The sequence below is a fragment of the Bacteroidia bacterium genome (assembly GCA_040880525.1).
Classification (GTDB): domain Bacteria; phylum Bacteroidota; class Bacteroidia; order CAILMK01; family JBBDIG01; genus JBBDIG01.
The window spans coordinates 107,705-128,612 of sequence record JBBDIG010000024.1; the positions used below are offsets into that span (position 1 = coordinate 107,705).

Below are 20,908 nucleotides of genomic sequence, written 5' to 3' on the forward strand. Positions count from 1 at the left end.
TAATGAAAACAATTATGGAAAAGGTAAAACATTACATTCAGTTAGTTTTAATGGCGGTGCTGATGGCAGTGCCGGTTTGGGGATTTGGGCAGAGTTCACTGTCTTCTGACATTGCTGGAAATGGAGATAATGAGAGTGTTATTTGTGGTGCGGCTTGGAATAATGCATCTGGAGCGACTCAATCCGGTAATGGACAAATCGCTCAGGTTAATCTACCAGGTGGGTCGTGCAATGGAAATGCAAGGGACAATTCGCAATATTTATTGTTAAAGAATTTTAACACAGCAGATGAGTTCAAGGATATCCCGTCAAATGCCGTGATCACGGGCATTCAGGTTGAAATCCTTGCGGGAAATGGAGCTAATACCTATGATTCAGCTATTACTCTCGCTAGATCGCAAAGTTTTGTCGGTACAAGTAAGCAGATAAGTGGAGAGTGGAATACACAAGCTTTCCCTGCTGTTACACGCACCTATGGGGGATCTTCTGATTTATGGGGTACTACATGGACCGCAGCTGATTTTAAAAGTAGTAATTTTGGAATAGGTATTTCTGTGCGTGCTGATACTACCGGAGGAAAGACGGCAAGTCCTTATGTGGACGGAGTTGAGATTACGGTTTATTTTTCTCCAATAGATTATTATTATGATGGAACAGGAGATGTTCAAGATACATCCAATTGGGACACAAATCCGGATACCGCAGTTGTGGGTATCCGCCCTTCAGGTTTTGGCGAATCTAATGTGCGGTTCAATTTAGTGAATACTTACTCGACAACGCCTGATACAGTTGTCCTGGACAGTGCATGGTCAATTACAGGAGCTGGCTCCACACTTCAAATAGGCTCACAAGATCCTCTTATTGCTACCGGTTGGCAGATGTTGACCGTACATGATGGGATTATCCTTAATGCGGATGTAAGGATTAATAACAGGGGCACGTTAAACTCCGAGCAAATTGGGGCCGGAACTTTTACGCTGCTAAATATGCGTCCTCTTGGAAGACTGCAATATACAGGAGCCGGGAATCAGTCAATACCCTCACTTGATACCATCTATAATCTTACAATTGGAGGCTCTGGCATTAAAACGTTTGAAGCAACAGGCGAGATCATTTTTAAGGAAGATTTCACTTTTGCCGGAACAGCCAAAGCGCGTTTGAGCTCTAATCAGGTTCTGATTGCACCTAATAGTTCCTCTGAATTTATTGGTTATGGCCCTGACAATTACATTATTACGGGCCAAACAGGTTATCTAAGGCAACAAGTAGTGCAAAATGCAGATTCTGTGATTTATCCATTAGGAACGAGTACCGGGTTTACTCCGATTTACATAACAGTAGGCTCGAATGGTCAAACAAATCATTACGAAGCCCGTGTAATTGGAGATGTTTACAACGACTATAATAATGGCCAGCCAACAGGAAGTGCAATTGGTTCTAATACAGTTCTCCGTTCCTGGATCGTGAACAGAACAAATACTGATAACACGGATGATACACGTGTAACACTGCTATGGAATGACACGGATGAGAGGGGAGATTTTAATCGCGATTCGGCTAATATCGCTTTCTTCTTTAGCGGAGGCTGGAATATTCCTGCTGGCCCTGAAGCGGCAGTTGCGGGTCCGTATCCAGATACTTACATGCTTTCAAGAGATTCATTGGGTATATTCGACAATACCCCCTTTGGCGTAGGTGACATGCAGTCTCCACTCCCTGTGGAACTCACCTCTTTCACTGCTGTAAAAGTTGAAGATCATGTCCAACTGGATTGGAATACCGCTTCTGAACTTAACAACAAGGGCTTTGAAGTGCAGCGCAGTCGCGACCTGAAGGAATGGAGCAAGCTGGGTTTTGTAGAAGGCACCGGTACCACAATGGTTCCCCAGAGCTATCGCTTCCATGACGATGCGCCAATGTCCGGCATTAACTATTATCGCCTCAGGCAAGTTGACTACAATGGTGAGTATGCTTATTCCGGAGTAGTGGCAGTTGATTTTGCCGGCAGCTTTGTCATTGATATTTTCCCGAATCCTGCCAAAGGCGGAAGCGTGAACATCAACATGAACAACCGCGACAATGAGAAGATGGACGTGCGGTTGATCAATATTCACGGACAAGAGGTGTTGAATCAGTCAACGTATGACACCAACATGAAACTGAATGTGGAAAGTATTCCTAACGGAAATTACATCCTGACGGTGAGAGCCGGAAACCAGATAGAGAACAGAAAGATCAGCATCATTCGCTAACCGATCTTTTCTTGAACATGAAAAAGCCCGGACTGATTATTCAGTCCGGGCTTTTTCATGTTTGCCCGATTATGTTACAAAAGAAAAGCATCTTTAGCCGCACTTGAATGAAGAAGATCGGGGAACTCCGTACATATTATATCCAGGCCCTTTCTGCCCTTTACCCTGAGGCAGAAGCAGGAAGCATTACGAACTGGGTATTCCGCGAAGTATTGGACAAAACAACCACCGAAGTCCTGCTAGGGGCCGAAGAGATCATCCCTCCCGAACGGCTGGAGCAGTTGATGAAGATGCTGGAAAGACTGAAGAAATATGAACCGGTGCAATACATTTTAGGCTATACCTGGTTCCATGATCTCAAACTCAGTGTTTCGCCAGATGTGCTCATCCCTCGGCCAGAAACCGAGGAATTGGTGGAGCAGGTCATTAGAGAGCATCAGGATCAAAAGATCCGCATCCTCGATATTGGAACCGGCACTGGCTGCATTGCCATAGCGCTAAAACGGGCCATGCCGCACGCAGAAGTTCATGCGCTTGATGTTTCCCCCGCAGCGCTGAAGGTGGCCCGGGAAAATGCAGGCACGCTGGGAGTTGAAATCAATTTCGCAGAGGCTGACATTCTGCAAACTTCACAGATCAGCCATCTTCCGCAGTATGATGTAGTTGTGAGCAATCCTCCTTACGTAACCCTGGCGGAACAGGAGAATATGCTGTCAAATGTTGCGGAATACGAACCGCGCCTGGCGCTGTTTGTTCCGAATGAAGATCCTTTCCTTTTCTACAAAGCAATATGCCGGTTTTCTAACTCTCACCTCAAAGCAGGAGGGGCAATCTGGTTTGAGGTAAATGAGCATTTGGCCGGAGAACTGGCGCAGGAACTCCGAAGCAGTTCTGAATTCAATAACATAGAAATCAGGAAGGATCTTTCGGGCAAGCAACGTTTTTTAAAATTGGTAAAACAGGAATAATGGAAATAAAGGATAAAGTAGCTTTCGTAACGGGGGTGAGCAAAGGAATAGGACAGGCAGTGGTCAGCCAACTGCTGGAAAAAGGTGCTCATGTTTGCGGCCTGGGCAAGACTCGTCCCGGCTACAGCCATGAGCGTTTCAGCTTTTATGAAACCAACGTCCGGGAATCCGGATCTGTGAAGCGATCCGTTGCGGAGGCGCTTGCCCGCCATGATGGCCGGGTGGATATCCTGATCAATAATGCCGGGCTTGGATATTTCGGCCCGCTGGAAGAAATGCCCCTGGAGCAATGGCATGAGATATTCGAGGTGAACGTAAACGGTACTTTTTTTACCTGCCGGGAAACGATACCCGTCATGAAGAAGCACGGACGTGGTCATATCATCAATGTTTCTTCCATAGCCGGGCTGCAAGGGCAGGCCCAGGGCGCAGCATATTGCGGAGCCAAACATGCCGTGCGCGGCATTTCCGATTCGCTCTTCCGGGAACTCCGTGACTTCAATATAAAGGTGACGGCTATTTTTCCCGGGTCCACCAAAACGAACTTTTTTGACAATGCTCAGGGTATTGATGCGCATGATAACATGATGATGCCGGAGGACGTAGCCGGGCAAATTCTCAGGATTATTGAAACACCGGATAATTTCGTTATCAACTCGTTGGAGTTCCGCCCACTGCAACCCAGGCCGGCAAAGAAGTAGGTTTCTGTTGCGGAAACACTCCCTTTTGTTGGATTGTAAGAGAATCTTATTACCTTAATCGGATTATTTTGATATAACTGAATAGAAAAAATGGCTAACCAACTTGACAATGAACTTGGCGTCTGCCTGCACGTAGTACGGCACAATGAAAAATGGGCCGTAAAAGCAGGAGAATTTTCGCTGCCTTCCTTTATTTTCGATTCCAGGGATGAGGCCATCCGCAAGGCGCGGGAGCTATCTCTTACGGATGAGGGGGAGGTAATTGTTCACTCCCTTGAGCAGGGTGAATCAGACCATAAAACAGCCCCTGTGAATGGCTCCCCTCCGGATGACGATAATTTCAAAATATTCCGGCATCCTAAGGGTTGGGCTGTGAGCAACGGATCTGTGGAGCATCCTTTATTTATTTACCCGGAAGCCTCTGATGCGATTTCTAAGGCAAAAGAACTAAGCCAATTGTATTCAAAGCCTTTTAGTTTCAGAAGTCGAATGGCATAATTGCGCGCCCATTTGGAAGCTGATGAAGTATTCATGTCGCGTTGCCTTCAATTGGCAGCTTTAGGCGCAGGAAATGTGGCACCGAATCCTATGGTGGGGTGTGTGATCACCATCGGGGATGAAGCCGCACCTTATGGCCAAAGGATCATTGGCGAAGGCTATCATCAGCAGTTTGGTGGTCCTCATGCCGAGGTGAATGCAGTGGCAGCGGTCAGAGATCCCAACTTGCTTAGAAAAGCGCGGGTTTATGTAAATCTTGAACCTTGCAGCCATCTTGGGAAAACGCCTCCCTGCACACGGCTCCTGATTGAGAAGGAAATTCCAGAGGTTGTGATTGGATGCGAGGATCCCCATAAGCTCGTAGCCGGAAGCGGGATCAGCGCCCTTCAAAAGGCAGGATGCACGGTGAAAACGGGTGTGCTGGAAAAGCAATCCATTTACCTGAATCGCAGATTTTTTACCTGGCACCAGAAACAGCGGCCCTATATTCTGTTGAAATGGGCGCAAACCAGCGATGGATTCATTGCAAGGAAAGATTATTCTTCGAAATGGATAAGCAACCAGTATAGCCGGGCTTTCGTCCATAAATTCAGAAGCACGGAAAGCGCAATAATGGTGGGTACCAGAACTGCACTTTTTGATGATCCGGCATTAAACGTCCGGAACTGGTCTGGAAAAGATCCTCTAAGAATTGTAATTGACCGGCAGCTTAAAATCCCTGCTTCTGCTCAAATTTTTGCTAAAACAGGAAAAATTGTGATTTTCAATGAACATAAAAATGGCGAGGAACGGAATGTGAGTTTCCGGAAGATCGCGTTCGGAGAGGATGGATTGGCGGCAATGCTGAATGAGCTATTCAATATGAAGGTATTGTCAGTATTAGTTGAAGGAGGTGCCGCGCTCTTAAATTCCTTCATTGAAAAGGATCTGTGGGATGAGGCAAGGGTTTTTACCGCCCCGGTTTATTTTACAGAAGGTATTCCTGCTCCCGTTCTCAGCAAGACCCCTGTTGCCCGGCATTCCATTGATCATGATGTAATGAACCACTACCTTAATTTATAAATGTGAATTATGTGGAGTTATAAGGGCAACGGCATAAATATTGGCCCGCCTGCCCATAATTCTCACAAACCTAAAACAATCAATCATGAAGAGAATTTTGATAACCTTAATTCCGGCCCTCCTCATTTATTTTGCGGCTGATGCACAAAAAATGGGGATCCTCGATTTTGAAGAAACCAGCTTCGACTTTGGCGTTTTTGCTGAAGACGGGCCGATGATGTCTTATACTTTCTATTTTGTGAACAAGGGAAAGGCCCCGGTGAAGCTTGAAACTGTAAAAGCGGAATGTGGCTGCACTACTCCAAAATGGACAAAAGAGGAAGTTCTGCCCAAGGATACCGGAAAAGTTTCAGTGATTTTTGACCCTATGAACCGTCCGGGCAAATTCAACAAATCCATCACTGTTACTACTAACGGTTTTCCTCAGCAGGTGATGCTTTATATTTCAGGGAACGTTACTCCACGGGTAAAGACGGCAAAAGACCTCTACCCCACTGAGCTCGGAAATCTTCGGGTGCTGATCAATCATATTAATCTGGGTGAAATCTATACCAACGAAGAGGACAGTGTTCACATGGCGTTTTACAACGATGGAGAAGAGACCATCGTTTTTGCTGAGATAGAAACGCCTCCACACCTGAAAATTCATGCAGACCCTAAATTTTTGCCGCCAGGAGAAAAAGGCCGCTTCATCATCTATTTTGATGGTGCGAAGCAAGAAGATCTCGGTTTTGTCCATGAAAAGGTGATGGTTAAGACAAATGATAAGGCCCAGCCGGAAAAGGAGCTTATTGTAATGGCTACCGTAAAGCAGTATTTCTCACCCCTGGACGAAGAAGAAATGGCAAATGCTCCGAAACTGGAGTTTAAGCAGGATGTGATTGATTACGGAAATATCCCGCTTGATAGAACATCAGAGGTGACATTTGAATATAAGAATACCGGAAAGCAACCGCTCGTGCTCTACAAGGTAAAAACCAGTTGCGGATGCACGGCATCGCAGCCTGAGAAGGAGAAGCTGGAGCCAGGTGAATCCAGTAAATTGCGTGTAACATTTACCCCACCCGGAAAAGTAGGATACGAGGAGAAAACTATTACAGTATGGTCCAATGACCCTTTAACTCCTCAACAAACATTAACGATCAAAGCAAATGTAGTGGCAACTTCAGCCAATTAGATTTTTGCTCTTATATAAATTCAAGTAAAGGCCGGCATGTTCCGGCCTTTATTGTTTCAGGAGCTACATCTCTAAATTGGGCTTATAGCTTGAGTACAAAAATTATCTTGATTTTATTTGATTCTTACAAAAGTAAAGGCAGGCGCAGGTTTCAGTAGTTATTCACATTTTTTTGTGGATAAATTTGAAAAGTGTATTATTAACTGTAATTATGTAACGCTTATGCAACTACTTGAAAAGAATGAAATAGCACAAATGATCGGAAATCTCGGACTGTTTCACCAGGTAAAGCTGATGAATAAATTAAGCTATATCTCAGGTGTGGAACCTTTTGACCGGCTGGTGCAGGAGAAAAAAACATTTAGCCCAAAGCTCACTACCAACCTGTTGATGCGAAAGGGAGGACTGGAAATACAGATCAGTAATGGTTCGCAACAATTCTATGCGGCTATTCCCTTTCAAAATCTTAATGATATAGTTCTCGAAGACAAGGAGCAGATCCTCCTGAGAAAGGAGCGATCAGTACTTGGGAAGGCCATGCTTCGGGGTAACCTCCTGGATCCATTAGGCAGGCTGCAGAATATTTTTACGGACCTGATTCCACACAAAGGAGGAATAAAGGCTCCGGACCTTTATCTGTCCTTCTCTTTCCAGGATGACAATAATTGCAACAGAATGATCATTTTATCCTGCATGTATAAGAATAAGCTGCATGTCAGCAACTTTCTTTGCAGCCATCTTTGTGAATATTACAAGGTGTAACTATTTGATAGTCGTCAATTCCGGTTCTAATACATTTTTTGATAGAAAGCCCTCGTAGTTTTAACTGCCGGGGCTTTTTTCTTGCTATAGTGCGTCCGGTTCTGGTGAACTATTTTGATCCTAAAACCGGTTTCTTGATTAAACCCTTCTTAAACCGGATTTTTACATCTTACTTTTACATACGCCTATGAGGATAATTTATACATTCCTGATCTCGCTTTTCTGCATTATTTTCCTTCCGGCTAACTCTTGGGGCTATTCGCTTTCCGGAGCAGAAATATCATATCGCCATATTGGTTCAGATTCGTTTGAGGTCACCGCCCTGTATTTTGTGGATTGTTCCCAAACGCATTTTCAGTTTAACATATCAGTTACAGCCGCTCCTGTAAATTGTAATTCTGCCACAAAATATGCTCAGCTTACCTTAACTAATACTACTGATGTTTCACCCCTTTGCCCAAGTGCCTGCAATCGATGCAACAGTTCCTGCAGTCATGGTGTGGGATATAAACTTGAGACTTTTAAGGGAATCATTGACCTGGGGAGTATCTGCGATACCTGGCGGCTGAATATTGACAGGTGCTGCCGGAACTCCACTGTCAGTACAGGAACAGGTTTTTATCAGGGCATCTCTGCATATATTGACAAGAGCATGAATCCTGTCAACAGGCCTCCTGTATTTGACCGGGTAGAACCATTTTCTTTTTGTGCTTCTACCTGCAACACTGTGAATATGGGTGGTGTTGACCCGGACGGAGATTCGCTGGTTTATTCATTTGTTCCACCTTCTGCGGGAGCATTTGCCGGCAATTTTTCATATACAGGTTCCTACACTTATGAAAGACCCTTTGCATTCAACGGGTTTCCTTCAACCAGTCTTCCTTATAACTACAGCGCTTGCCGGGGATTGCATCTGGACCGCCAAACGGGCCTGCTCCAGTTTAAGGGAATGCAAAACCAAACTTCAGTCCTGGCAATTAAGGTAGAGGAATATAGAAATGGAGTTCTGGTGGGCTATACCATCAGGGACCGGGTCATCACTTTCAGACAGTGTGATGCGAATAACCAGCCCAGGCTTACCGGGCTGGATTCAACCGGTGATTTTCGATTGCTCGCCTGTAAAGGTGATACAATTGATTTGCCGGTATTTACACGTGATAACGATGCATCTGATTCCACGAAAATTTGGATGGAGCGCTCACCCCCCGGGGCCGTTTTTACCACTTTTAGCAGCGGGCGCAGAATGCACGGGAATCTTTACTGGGTTGTTCCGGATACCAATACCCAACCCGTGGATTATCATTTCATAATTACGGTTTCTGATAATAACTGCCCCTTTCCTGCGCGGATGACCCGTGATTTTATAATTCATGTAGTACCTGAATTAGAGAAAAAACATACAGTATCTGTGGGTTCGTGTGGGCTTGCCACTTTCAACTATCCTTCGGATTATATCCAGGAATTTATTTGGGCTGGTACGCCTTCCTTTGCTGATACCGGCCAAACCGTTCAGTATCTTTATGAGGCGAGGGGAGAATTTCCCTTCAGCCTGAAGGTTTCCACACTTTCCGGATGTAGCCGCGTGTTTAATGATACCGTGGATATAGGTTCAAATGTCTCATTCGTTGAGATTGATCTGGTTACCGATACTATGATTTGCGAAGGAGAAAGCCTGGATTTAATAGTTTCAGCAAGCAATGGCCAAAGTCCATACAGCTACAAGTGGTCTGACGGTCTCGGTAATAATGATACGCTTCACCTTACTCCTTCCACCTCAGTTAAATACTACGTGGAGGCAGAGGACAAGAGCGGGTGTAAAAACAATGATTCTGTTCTAATTACTGTGAACCCGTTGCCGGTGGCCTTTGCAGGGGTTGATTTTGAGCTATGCGCCAATGAAGGTTCGCAGGCGCTGTCAGGTATTCCGGCAGGAGGTAGCTGGTCAGGAACAGGTTTGTCAGGAAATACTTTCGATCCCGCCATTTCCGGTGCAGGTGATTTTAAACTCAAATATGAATTTACAGATTTTAATCAATGCTCCTCAGAAGATTCGCTTCAGGTCCGGGTCCATCCGGTTCCCACTACTTCGGCTGGAAATGATATTGACGTCTGCATAGAAGAAGCACCCGTCACGCTTACCCCTGTGCCTGCCGGTGGTATATGGACCGGTGCCGGGGTGACTTCCGGTGTTTTTGATCCCATTGCCGCAGGCGCTGGTACATACTATCTTCGCTATACTTATGTGGACTCGAACAACTGCGAAACGCAGGATTCGCTACGGGCAAATGTGCGCGAAAATCCGGCTACCGTTGATGCCGGTGCTTCGCAGGAAATCTGTGGAAGCAATGAATTGGTGAACCTTTTCGGGATGCCTGCCGGTGGAATCTGGACAGGTACTGGTATTACCCAGCAAAGCGGCAGCTATTTGTTTGATCCAGTTGCCTCCGGAGCCGGAGCACATATTCTCACCTACAAGTATATTTTAAATGGCTGTGCAAAACAGGATAGCACTTCTGTAACGGTGCATGCCAACCCTGAAGCTCAATTCACAGCAACGCCCGAAACCGGGAAAGCGCCACTACAAGTTCAGTTTAATAATTCCACGGATGTCCCCACGGATGAATGGTATTGGGTTTTTGGAAATAACCTGGCTACTTCTACTTTCAGGAATCCAAATTTTACCTTCAGCGATACCGGCTTGTACTCCGTTTATCTTTATGTGAAAAATACTTCAACGGGTTGTGAGGACAGCATCCTGAAAACAGATCATATCCGCGTGGGAAGTCCGGTTGGGATCCTTGAGCAGGTGTTTGCCGGGCAGGAGGTAAAGGTATATCCAGTTCCTGCAACGGAGCAGGTTGTGCTGGTGGCAGACGCTTCCGGTCAGCAACTGCAACTGACGATATATGACAGCCACGGAAAGCTGGTCAAAGCGATGCAGGTACTTTCAGGCAATCGTATTGTTGTAGAAAGAGAACAACTGAAGCCGGGGCTCTATCTTTTCCGCCTTGCCGGTCCGCATGGATATCTCCAAACCGGAAAGATTATCTTCAGGTAGAAAAAGTTTCCCGCAGATCACACAGATTTACGCAGAAATATAATCTGCGAGCAAAAGAGTTCACTTTTCCGGCATAATGAAGAAGCTCATGATGCACTGGCCAAATGCACGTTCTTCATGAAAGTGTTGAACTTCAGATAGCGAGACATTTGACGGATGTTCCATAACGAGCCATCCTTCAGGTTTCAGGACCTGGCGCTCAAAGATTAGTTCTGCTAATTCCTGGTACTGGCCGGGTTTAAACTTCGAAAAAGGGGGATCGGCATAAACGAAATCATAGCTTCGGTACTCATTCCTCAGGTGCCGGAATACCTCATTTCGCAGTACTTCAATCATTTCAAACTCAAGTTGCTTTGCCTGAGTACTTATGAATTTGGTGCAACCGGGATGCGAATCAACTGCGACTATGGACCGCGCACCCCGTGATGCAAACTCATAGCTTACGTTTCCCGTCCCCGCAAAAAGATCCAGCACATCCATCTCTTCAAAATGGAAATAATTGTGAAGGATATTGAAAAGGCTCTCCTTGTTTTTGTCCATTGTAGGCCGAACAGGGAGATTTTTCGGAGCACGTATCACCGCTCCTTTCTTGCTGCCACTGATTATTCGCATAGCGGAAGAGAAAATACAGTTGCGTAAAAATGCGCGGGAATGGCATTAAAGCGATAACTGTAATGAAACGAGTTTGGCAAAGGAGTGAATTCTATATTCCTGAAATATTCAAACAGCAAATCAAAGGTTTCAGAATTTTTATACAGGAAGCCGGAAAAATAATAGGTGTCTTTATCAGGATTGAGTTGAGCCTGATCGCTGACAAATAGCAGATAATAGAGCAGGTCCGTTTTGGTTTTGTACTGAAACGTGTTGTAGAGTTCCAGCGTATCGCCTCTTTTTACGGCTATTCTGAAATGCGTTTGGTCTACATCCACAAATGCCAGGGGAGCTTTTTCATTTTTGGATCGTGCCATTGTGTTTTCCAGAAATGGTGCTGCGGCATGGATGATCTTCGCATTGGGAAAATGCTTCCTGATTCCCTGGCTCATATATCGTTCGACAGCATAAACGAGTTCGGCCTGCGATTTTTTCAAAGAAGCTGAATTCAATTCCTCGGCTGGAGTATAGGGATGATTGAGCTCGTAATAATTTTTAAGGAGTTCCGGCAGAAACAAGGATTGCGGAACCAGTGTGGCTTTGCGATGGGAAATGCAAAATGTGATGGTCTTGTAGTGGTAACTCAACTCTTCGTGAAGGGCTTTGAGCTGCGTTATTTCCCTGACGTAGTCGAAGATGATGCGGGAATTACGCGGGTAAGATTTCAGAAGCAGGAATTTCTGCGCATATCCGTCAAAGGCCGCGTGGATCCACTGATCGTCTGCCAACATCAGATATAGATTGCACTGGGAGCTGGTTTCCCGGTTAAAGGAATCATCACGAATGTTATGTTCTATAGGAATTTTACTTCCAGTTTCCGGAATAGTTGGCATCTCTCATTGAACCTACTTGTAGTGTAAAATCGCTGCGGTAGGGCTTCGTATCCCTCACGCGGAAAACTTCCAGTGTTATGCCGCTACGGCTTATCTGGCCTGCTTCAATGCTCCATTTTGCGCCAGCACCTTCAGGAATATAAGGCAAGGAATCGGGCGGAAACGGATTGACCATTCCTGAATAAAAGGAATCCCGAACGGCCACGTAGGAAGTATCACTGATCACGGTTTCCATTGTATCCTGCGCATGGGGGTCGCCAATGGTCCGTATTACGGGCATTTGATCTTCTTTGATCATCGTTATGAGGCTGTCCCAGTTATCTGAAAACTCACCATTCAGATCACGGTAAATGATCTGGGCCTCGCGTATCTTTTCCAGGCGGGCTACCCGTTTATCTTTTATCCTGTCCCATTCCTGTTGTTGAAGGATCGGATCTCTTACAATCTTGTACAGGTAGAAGGAAAGGCCAATGATGGCAAGGGCCAGCACTATTTTAATGATCTTGTTCATGGGATGGACTATAGCTTTTAAAGAAACCTCGCAAAACTAAAAATTTCAGACTGATTGTTTCCCTTGGTTTTCTTTAAATTCAATGGTGGATGAATGTTTATCAATAATTAGTATCCTCAGTATCCCGGTATTTTATTTTTCTCATTCGTTTTTGCTTGTGCAATGCTTTCCAGGCTTTGCCCAATGAATGGATTACATCGCCAGCAGTTAAGGATTCATATCCGGAGCGGCTGGCGGCAATATTTCCGGCAAGGCCGTGGAGATAAACTCCCAGCAATGCTGCCTCTGCGGGTTCATAACGCTGCGAAATCAGACCTGTGATGACTCCGGTAAGCACGTCTCCTGTTCCGCCAGTTGCCATTCCGGGGTTGCCGGTACTGTTAAACCAAAGGGTTCCATCAGGTAGTGCAATGGCCGTGGCCGAAGTTTTTAACAACATGATGCAATTATATTTTTTGGATAAATCTGACAACATATTTATTTGCTCAAAGTCATTATCTGCTTTTCCGGCTAATCTGCTGAACTCTCCCGGGTGCGGGGTCAGAACAGAATTTTTGGGTAAGTCCCCGAAATATTCCTTGTTTTCAGCCAGTATGTTCAGGGCATCCGCGTCTATCACCAAAGGCTCGTCCCGGTTTCTGAATAACTGTAGCAGAGCGGTCCTGGTCTCTTTGCTTTTGCCTAATCCCGGGCCAACTCCCACTACTGAGAAGGCGGAGAGCGCAGGAATATCTGACAGAAATTGCTCATGTTCATCTGTAATAACCATAGCCTCCGGAACTGCGGATTGCATAATGCTGTAGCCGCATTTGGGCAAATATGCTGTTACCAGCCCGACTCCGGTTCGCAGACATGCTTTGGTGGTAAGTACAGCCGCCCCAATTTTTCCATAGCTGCCCGCCATGATCAGAGTGTGACCATACATGTTCTTATAGCTGAACTGTGGCCGTTCCTTCACTATGGGAAGCACATCATCCATCATAAGATAGTGGTAGCGGGATTCCGTTTTTTGGATAAACTCCCTGCTCAGTCCAATATCCAGGATCTTCCATTTCCCCACAAACTGCTCGTTTGCGGGCATCATAAAAGCAAGTTTCGGAAGCTGAAATGAGTAAGTATAGTCCGCTTTAAATATAGGATCTTCCTCTGCGTTGGCTTTGTCAGCGAACAGGCCGGAGGGCATATCCACCGCCACTCTAACGGCCTGCAACTTATTAAGCCTCTTAACGATTTCGCTGGGAAGTCCATTGAGCGCCCGGCTCAGGCCCATTCCGAAAACGGCATCAATCACTACGGCATTTTCAGGAATGACGGGCGTGTCAGAAATTTCTGTTATGTAAAGGATCGGTACTTCCTTCATTTCCTGGAGCCGGCCCAGGTTTATCCTGAAATCTACAGAATAATTATCAGTGATCTGAAGGATTGCGGCAAAAACTTCATAGCCGTGGCCTTTTAATAAACGACATATAGCAAGGCCGTCTCCACCATTATTGCCGGGGCCACAAAAAACAATGACTGGCAGATGGGGCCTGAAATGGCGGATAAATTCATTGGTAAATGCTGAAGCCGCCCGCTCCATTAAATCAATGGAAGAAACACCTTCGTTTGCAATCGTGAATTTATCAGCCTCCTGAATCTGGCCGCTGCTGAAGATTTTCATTGTTCATTAATTTGAAAAAGGAACAGACACAGCGCGCGTAAGTTTAGCGGGAATAAATGGTTTGTACCGAAACAAACCCGGCTCTCTGACTTGCACAATGTTTTTTCGAAGACTATCCAATGGCAGCCCGGTGGTGTTTTCGTTTAAATTTTAAAGCTAAAGATGGAATGACTATGAAACATTCCTCAATTCGTCAAACGGAAACTTTGACGCGCGGCTAGCCGGAACTCACTCTTCAGGATGGAGCTATTCCTCTACCAGGTCAATATCAAACTGTACCAGGTCAATGAAATCCTTGATGCGCAATTCTATTTCCTGCGGGGTCAGGTTTTCGATGCGCTGCGTTCCGAATTTTTCCACACAGAAGGAGGCCATGGCCGAGCCGCAGATCACAGCGCGCTTCATGCTCTCGAATGAAATATCCTCAGCTTTGGCGAGGTATCCCATGAATCCTCCGGCAAAAGTGTCGCCTGCACCTGTGGGGTCAAATACCTCCTCAAGAGGCAGGGCCGGGGCAAAGAACACATGGTTGTCGTGGAAAAGCAGCGCTCCGTGTTCTCCCTTCTTGATGACGAGGTAGCTCGGGCCCATTTCCAGGATTTTGTGTGCGGCTTTTACCAGGGAATATTCGTGTGTGAGCTGCCGGGCCTCTTCATCGTTTATGATCAGCACATCCACCAACTCTATCGTATCCATCAGGTCCTGGAGCGCATTATCCATCCAGAAGTTCATGGTATCCATGGCGATGAGCGTAGGATTTTCCTTCATTCTATGGATCACCTGCCGCTGCACAGAAGGGCTGAGATTGCCGAGCATCAGGTATTTGCAGTCCTGATAGCTCTCCGGGATGATGGGATCGAAATCAGCCAGCACGTTCAATTCCGTTACGAGAGTATCCCGGCTGTTCAGGTCTATCTGGTACTTGCCTTTCCAGTAGAAGCTCTTTTCACCTTTCCTGATCTGGATTCCTTCTGTTCCAATATCTTTCTTTCGGAACTGCTCCAACTGCTCCGGTGGAAAATCCTCGCCCACAACGGATACTACTTTTACTGCCGGGGCAAAATTGGTGGCAGACAGACTGATGTAAGTGGCTGCACCGCCTATGATGCGGCCAGTTTTTCCAAACGGAGTTTCAATTTCGTCAAAGGCCATAGAGCCCACTACAAGAAGAGACATGTGTTGTTTTTTGATTGCAAAGAAACCGGATATAAACTAAAAGGGCCGACATTTCTGTCAGCCCTTTGTCTGGCTCCCCCACCTGGACTTGAACCAGGGACCTACTGATTAACAGTCAGCCGCTCTAACCAACTGAGCTATGGAGGAGTATTATTTTCGAGGCGCAAAGATAGAATATTCAATATCTATCCCCCAAGCTCAAACCCGCAAAAATTTTACCCCGGCTCTCTTTGCCTGTTCCTCATAGGATTGAAAAATCAGAATGACAGATACAGCCGTGGTGCGCAGGAGATGAACGGTTATTCCATTTAGCAGATGATTCATCACGCACACACAACAGTTTCTTTTTTAAGAATGAATCTTTGATCGCGATCCGGAACGCGGGAATCACCAATTGTCGGGACTTTGGTGAAACAGGAATTGGGATAGCCGACCCGATATTTCGGGGTCAGGGGACTCTTTAAATGGTGAAATAAAAAAAGGGCCGATGCTTCTAAAGCACCAGCCCTTTTTCAATTGCATACTAAAAAGGAAATCAGCTTATTTTTTAGGCTGTTCTTTTTTTGTTTGCTCTTGTTTGGGCTTTTGAGGTCCTTTGTGGCCTTCTTGAGGCCTGCCCGGCTGCGGTTTGTTTTGATCTTTCTCAGGCATAGCTGAATTATTTAAAAGTTAAAATAATAACAATCCCATATTCAAGAGGTTCACGAAGGAGGACGAAATTTAGTACTTATAGAAGTATTCTGATCATTTCTTTATCGGACTCAATCATCTGAGGGTAAGTGTCCGGTTGACTTATCTACCTTTTTACTTTATAAATGGAACGATAGTGCGTTGAAACGACTCCTGCAGTGTCATCATAAAACATGGTTGAACCGGCAGATGAAAGACTGTTTGGAAATGACGACTTATGATCATCCTTATTTCAATTTTTCAGTATCAATCGTTGCAAATCCTTTCTGCTAATTTTTATTGCTAAACCTTACGAATAGATACCAAAGATGAGCAGGCGATGAACCGGAGTGGCATTCTCATTCTTTTTTTCCTTTTTCTTGCAAAATGCTGAGTTGTATTTATAAATGACGCTTTAATGCAGGTTTTTATTAAACTACTTCTTTCCTGCCCTTATCTTGACATTTTCAATTTTAAACTATTTTTTCAATTCACTGAAGATCAGAGATTTTAATTACTATTTTATCTAAATTTCATGCGTGAATTTTACCACCCAGTTAAATTAAAATAGAATGAAAGTAACATTTACCGCTCTCTTTTGGATGGCAGCAATGACAGGTGTATTTGCGCAACCGTCCATCGTATCCTTAGCGCCAGCCTCTGCCATACCGGGGCAACAACTGAACATTATAATAATGGGAGTAAATACCCATTTCCAGCAGGGGCTCACGCAGGTGCAGCTTGGTGACGGGATAAGTGTTCAGAGCATCCAGGTGCAGGCACCCGATCGACTTTCCGCCCTGGTGGAGATTGATGCATCAGCGGCCGATGGCTTCAGGCAGGTAGTGGTCACGACTGCTAGCGAACGTGCGGAAATGGATGCGGCCTTTGAGATTTTTGATGCGTCATCCGGAGCAAGAGCTATTCTGACTTTGCTTCCGGCAGATGTAATGTATCTCAGCGACTTTGCTGCGGATAATCTGCAAGCCGCTCCTATTCTTTTTAACATCTCAGTAATAAATGGCGCTGTGGAGGAGGCATTAAAGCTGCGGCTGGAAGTTTATCACAGTGACTATAATAAGATCCTTACCGCTTCAAAAAACCTGGGAACTATTCAGCCCAACCAGGTAGTGCTTCTGGATAACCGGGATCTTGAGGATTACACCACGACAGGCGGGAGCAAAGCACTATTGGATGAAGCCAATAAAACGGGCGTTTTGCCTCCGGGAGCATATACGTACAAACTGATCCTGATGGATGGCAGGGGAAACGTAATAGCAGAAGATGAAGCATTCAATACTATAACCAATACCCTAACGGGCCTTGAACTGATTGGGCCGGGAACTCCGCTCAGCGAATCTCCGGAAGTGATTTTCAATAATTTTCCAATGTTCCAGTGGTTTTCTGCCAGCAATGAATTTTCCCTTCAGCTTTTTGAGGTCAGGCCCCAACAATCCTCACCAGATGATATTGCGGATAACTTTCCTGTATATGAGCAGCAGGGAATCTTCAACTCATTTTTTCAATATCCAAATAGTGCAGAAATTCTTGAAGAAGGGAAAACTTATGCCTGGCGTATAACGGCTACATTCTTTGACAGCCGCGGAAAGCAAACTAAAAGCAGTGAACTTTTCTGGTTCAGCTACAAATCGGCATCGGGCGAGCACCTGCAGGCCGAAAGGATAGAAATAGCGCCTGCAAATCAAACTATGAAAATAGGCCAGGCCCGGCAGTTTAGCGCAACCGGATTTGACAAGGAAGGCAATGAAGTTCCGCTACAGGTGAAATGGCAGGTGATCCCGGCAGATGGTGGGACCATTGACGCTAACGGACTTTTCAGAGCCGGTACCCAACCAAAGCCGGTAGCGATAGTAGCCGAATATGGTGGTATAAAAGAACATACTTCGGTCATACTGGAATGGAATCCTGAATGGCTGGAGAACCAGTTTATGGATAAATTTTTAAAGGAAGTTTTTGGACTTCAACATTGAAAATCATGACAATGAGAAAACACTTACAATTCATTTTAATGACATTTCTGGCCACGATGCCAGGTCAGCTTCTTGCCCAGGTAAATGACGGGCAAACGATGCTTTACGTAAGCAAGCAAACCGGTGAGTTCAGTAAACTTAACGGAAGCAACGAAAAGACGACAGATCAATATGAAAGCGGGCAGGTAACGCTTTCCACTGATGGTCCCATCTCGTATAGCATGGACCCAGATGAAACTTCCATTGGACCCAACGAGACCAAGACCTGGAATGGTGAACTCTTCCCGAACATTGCGCAGGCTCCGGCTGCAGGAACTTCCGTGGACGCGCAAGTTAGTGGCGACTGGGACGTTGAGTTCAGTCGGCCTGTCGGGGCCGGTTCCGGTGGAACTGTGCTCAGCACTTATACCTGCAGCGGCTGTGCATATCACGGAACCGACAATCCGGGAGAACATGAAATTGTGAATAAACTGGGTACGGAGGTCGTACCCGTGACGATATACAGCATCAAGGCTACCATTCCCGATATTGATACTTTTTGTGCTGGTGAGGTGGGCAGCCCTTTTACCGTGGAGACTTTTCCTCCGCATGGTGGTGATTTTTTATGGACCACCAACAACCCGGCAGTTACCCTCATGGATGCGGACAAGCAAACCGTGAAAGTTGCGCTGACCGGAGTTCCCGGAATGGCGTTGCTCAACGTAAAGTGGACGATAGAGGGGGTTTCTTACACAGATCAGCGTAACATATTTATTTGCGGAAGCCTTGATGACATTACGGTGGCGGATGGCGATCGCACAGTAAACGCAGGCGGCACGCTCGAAGTAGTGCCTCCACTCATCGGTAAAAATATTGACCTTACTGCTTCTCCGGGCGGTGTAACCCGCTATTGCAATCCTGATCCGCTATGGAATGTAACCGGATACTGGACCAGCACACTCAGCGGCCCGTCTACGGGTTTCAGCGCGCACGGTGCGAATGCTGAAGCTGCCGTTTTCTGGCTTTTTAATTACGTACCCAAATCATATTCAATTGATGTTGGAGACCGGTGTGGCGGTACGCAGACGGCAACTATTAAAGCCTATCCGGTCAATCAGGTGAGCGCAGTCTGGAAAGTTGGAAAATATTTTAGTAAAGCGGAGGAGATGTGGAATGCGCTTCCTCCGACCGGTTGTGAGCCTAAGTTTCCGAAAGAAAACTCCAGTGTTTCTTTTGCTAATGCATGGAAAGAAAAATCTGCTTCGCCAGAGGCTTACCTGTGGTGGCAGGCCAATGCAGGATTTAATCCGCTCATTGGCATTGACTGCAAAATACGGCTGGCACCTGGCGCTATTCCCCTCCCAACATGGATCACAAATTATGTGGATCTGGGCGTCTATCTTACTTTGGATGGTGCTGTGAATTTCAATTTAGGAATGGAGCACGGAGAGAATGGCGTGACGGGTACTGGCGAATGTGCGGGAGCAGTAGGTGGCGGTTTGCTGGGCGTAGTGAGAGCGGGTGATGTAATAAGCGTGAACGTATCCGGCCACATGAATTTTATTGAAGCCAGCCTGAAAGTGGCAGGCAAAACCGGATGGATAGTATATTCAGTTGATTTGGGTTCAGGTAAGCTGGAAGCCAACGTTTCCATTGAAACCTGGGGCGGCTGGATAGAATGGCAACGGACGTGGCTGATATGGGACGGTGTGAAATGGTATGAGCTAAAAGATCAGCAGCTTTATCAATACGCAAAAGGATAACCCATGATTTCCAACAACATGAAATTTAATATCAAAACCTTTTTCTATTGCTTTCTGGCGGCTGGACTATTTTTTCCTGCCTCACTTTTTGGTCAGAAGAGGACAGTAACTACTAAGCTGGAAGGCCGGGAATACGTTTACTCTATCGAGGTTTATGCGCAGCCACGTCCCATAGAAATGGGAGTCACGAAAAAGCTGAAGCTAAATAAACCGGAGCGGGCACTGAATGCAAACTTCAGCCTGATGAATGCCGGAGAAGTTGCTCAGTGGAAAAATCTATGGGTTGACTATAGTGCGAATCATAATTTCAATTCCCATGATTCATCGTTTCAAAAAGCATGGGAGCGCGTGCTGTCGGTCCCCCATTTTTCCTATTTCAGAGTGGAATACAAGGACCAGGTGATATTTATGACCGGACCGGAGGACAGGCAGGATAAATATAAGCAGATGAAATGGGCGTATAAAAAAACCAAAGACGGGTGGAAACTGAACCGTGATCTGATGGATGATGCGCTGATGCGCTATATCAACAGCCCCACGTTTGATCCGCTTTCGGGCGAATTATCTCCTCAATGGGGTGGTATTTATCATTTTGAGCAAAGCGGAGACTCCATCCGGGATGCAGGGGAATATAAAAACACCGCTACAAATCATGGAGCTACAGCCACGGCAGGATTGACCGGGAATGCCCTGGCATTTGAGCCTGGCGATTACCTTGAGGTTCCCACAAGTTTTTCTCTTGCATTTATGAAAAACCAGATGACCGTTGAGATGGACCTGTGGGTAGAAGAAGTACCAACCGCACCTGAGAATGCGAATGGGAGAGGCGGATATCTCAGCACAGTATTCTCCAAAAATAATCCTGAGGAAAAAGAATTCATAAACTTTCAGTTGTTGCGGATGAATGAGGAAACTGTCAGGTTTTTCGTGAATCTGGGAACAGATGCGAATCGTGTGGCAGTATCAGCTTTGGAGGTGCCGCTGAAGCAGTGGATAAAGGTGAAAGTAACATATAACGGGGAGACATTGCGCCTGTTAATTGACGGAGTGCTGGCAGCCGAGGAAACAAAGAAGGTTCAGATTGCGGGCGTTGGCCAGAATTTTTTCATCGGAAAGCAGCCGGGAAGCCAGCCATATTTTTTCTCGGGAAAAATGGATGAACTGAAGATCTCGTATGAAACCGTGAATCAGGAGTAA

At 45.8% G+C, this 20,908-nt stretch carries 16 protein-coding genes and 1 tRNA gene; 11 read left to right on the forward strand and 6 right to left on the reverse strand.

Features of this window, described 5'->3' with window-relative positions:
* Positions 1–14 precede the first annotated feature (14 nt).
* The 8 genes from WD077_07105 (at position 15) to WD077_07140 (ending at position 10,478) form a co-directional block, all read left to right on the forward strand.
* The gene (locus WD077_07105; GenBank protein ID MEX0966989.1) at positions 15–2,252 is read left to right on the forward strand and encodes a T9SS type A sorting domain-containing protein; all 2,238 of its coding nucleotides are present in this window, start codon (positions 15–17) and stop codon (positions 2,250–2,252) included.
* A gap of 107 nt (positions 2,253–2,359) precedes the next feature.
* Positions 2,360–3,220: a peptide chain release factor N(5)-glutamine methyltransferase gene (gene prmC / locus WD077_07110; GenBank protein ID MEX0966990.1), complete on the forward strand. Its 861-nt coding sequence runs from the start codon at positions 2,360–2,362 to the stop codon at positions 3,218–3,220.
* Positions 3,220–3,921 (forward strand): SDR family NAD(P)-dependent oxidoreductase, encoded by a 702-nt coding sequence (locus WD077_07115; GenBank protein ID MEX0966991.1) that lies wholly within the window; start codon positions 3,220–3,222, stop codon positions 3,919–3,921. The genes prmC and WD077_07115 overlap by 1 nt, the downstream gene beginning before the upstream one ends.
* A gap of 90 nt (positions 3,922–4,011) precedes the next feature.
* Positions 4,012–4,419 carry a DUF2188 domain-containing protein gene (locus WD077_07120; protein MEX0966992.1) on the forward strand — a complete coding sequence of 136 codons (408 nt, stop codon included), beginning with the start codon at positions 4,012–4,014 and terminating at the stop codon, positions 4,417–4,419.
* On the forward strand, positions 4,420–5,481 hold the full coding sequence (gene ribD / locus WD077_07125) for a bifunctional diaminohydroxyphosphoribosylaminopyrimidine deaminase/5-amino-6-(5-phosphoribosylamino)uracil reductase RibD (GenBank protein MEX0966993.1): 1,062 nt from the start codon (positions 4,420–4,422) through the stop codon (positions 5,479–5,481).
* 85 nt (positions 5,482–5,566) lie between these two features.
* Positions 5,567–6,658, forward strand: a complete 1,092-nt coding sequence (locus WD077_07130; protein ID MEX0966994.1) for a DUF1573 domain-containing protein — start codon at positions 5,567–5,569, stop codon at positions 6,656–6,658.
* Positions 6,659–6,880: 222 nt separating this feature from the next.
* Positions 6,881–7,420 carry a hypothetical protein gene (locus WD077_07135; GenBank protein ID MEX0966995.1) on the forward strand — a complete coding sequence of 180 codons (540 nt, stop codon included), beginning with the start codon at positions 6,881–6,883 and terminating at the stop codon, positions 7,418–7,420.
* Positions 7,421–7,607: 187 nt separating this feature from the next.
* On the forward strand, positions 7,608–10,478 hold the full coding sequence (locus WD077_07140; GenBank protein MEX0966996.1) for a PKD domain-containing protein: 2,871 nt from the start codon (positions 7,608–7,610) through the stop codon (positions 10,476–10,478).
* Between the two features lie 60 nt (positions 10,479–10,538).
* On the opposite strand, the gene WD077_07145 is transcribed toward WD077_07140, so the two are convergent.
* From WD077_07145 to WD077_07170, 6 genes are all read right to left on the reverse strand, one after another.
* Positions 10,539–11,090 (reverse strand): RsmD family RNA methyltransferase, encoded by a 552-nt coding sequence (locus tag WD077_07145; protein ID MEX0966997.1) that lies wholly within the window; start codon positions 11,088–11,090, stop codon positions 10,539–10,541.
* Complete coding sequence (locus WD077_07150) at positions 11,081–11,962, reverse strand: DUF3822 family protein (GenBank protein ID MEX0966998.1); 882 nt, start codon at positions 11,960–11,962, stop codon at positions 11,081–11,083. The genes WD077_07145 and WD077_07150 overlap by 10 nt, the downstream gene beginning before the upstream one ends.
* On the reverse strand, positions 11,934–12,473 hold the full coding sequence (locus WD077_07155; GenBank protein MEX0966999.1) for a hypothetical protein: 540 nt from the start codon (positions 12,471–12,473) through the stop codon (positions 11,934–11,936). Before WD077_07155 ends, WD077_07150 begins: the two co-directional genes overlap by 29 nt.
* A gap of 100 nt (positions 12,474–12,573) precedes the next feature.
* The gene (locus WD077_07160) at positions 12,574–14,133 is read right to left on the reverse strand and encodes an NAD(P)H-hydrate dehydratase (protein MEX0967000.1); all 1,560 of its coding nucleotides are present in this window, start codon (positions 14,131–14,133) and stop codon (positions 12,574–12,576) included.
* 246 nt (positions 14,134–14,379) lie between these two features.
* Positions 14,380–15,309 carry a PfkB family carbohydrate kinase gene (locus tag WD077_07165; GenBank protein ID MEX0967001.1) on the reverse strand — a complete coding sequence of 310 codons (930 nt, stop codon included), beginning with the start codon at positions 15,307–15,309 and terminating at the stop codon, positions 14,380–14,382.
* A 70-nt stretch (positions 15,310–15,379) separates the two neighbouring features.
* Positions 15,380–15,456 (reverse strand) — tRNA-Asn (locus tag WD077_07170).
* A gap of 1,094 nt (positions 15,457–16,550) precedes the next feature.
* Between WD077_07170 and WD077_07175 the strand changes: the two genes are divergently transcribed.
* From WD077_07175 to WD077_07185, 3 genes are read left to right on the forward strand one after another with little or no spacing between them, the layout of a single operon-like run.
* Positions 16,551–17,969 (forward strand): hypothetical protein, encoded by a 1,419-nt coding sequence (locus WD077_07175; GenBank protein ID MEX0967002.1) that lies wholly within the window; start codon positions 16,551–16,553, stop codon positions 17,967–17,969.
* Between the two features lie 11 nt (positions 17,970–17,980).
* A complete protein-coding gene (locus WD077_07180) occupies positions 17,981–19,711 on the forward strand; it encodes a hypothetical protein (protein MEX0967003.1) in 1,731 nt (576 codons plus the stop codon).
* Between the two features lie 3 nt (positions 19,712–19,714).
* A complete protein-coding gene (locus tag WD077_07185) occupies positions 19,715–20,908 on the forward strand; it encodes a LamG domain-containing protein (GenBank protein MEX0967004.1) in 1,194 nt (397 codons plus the stop codon).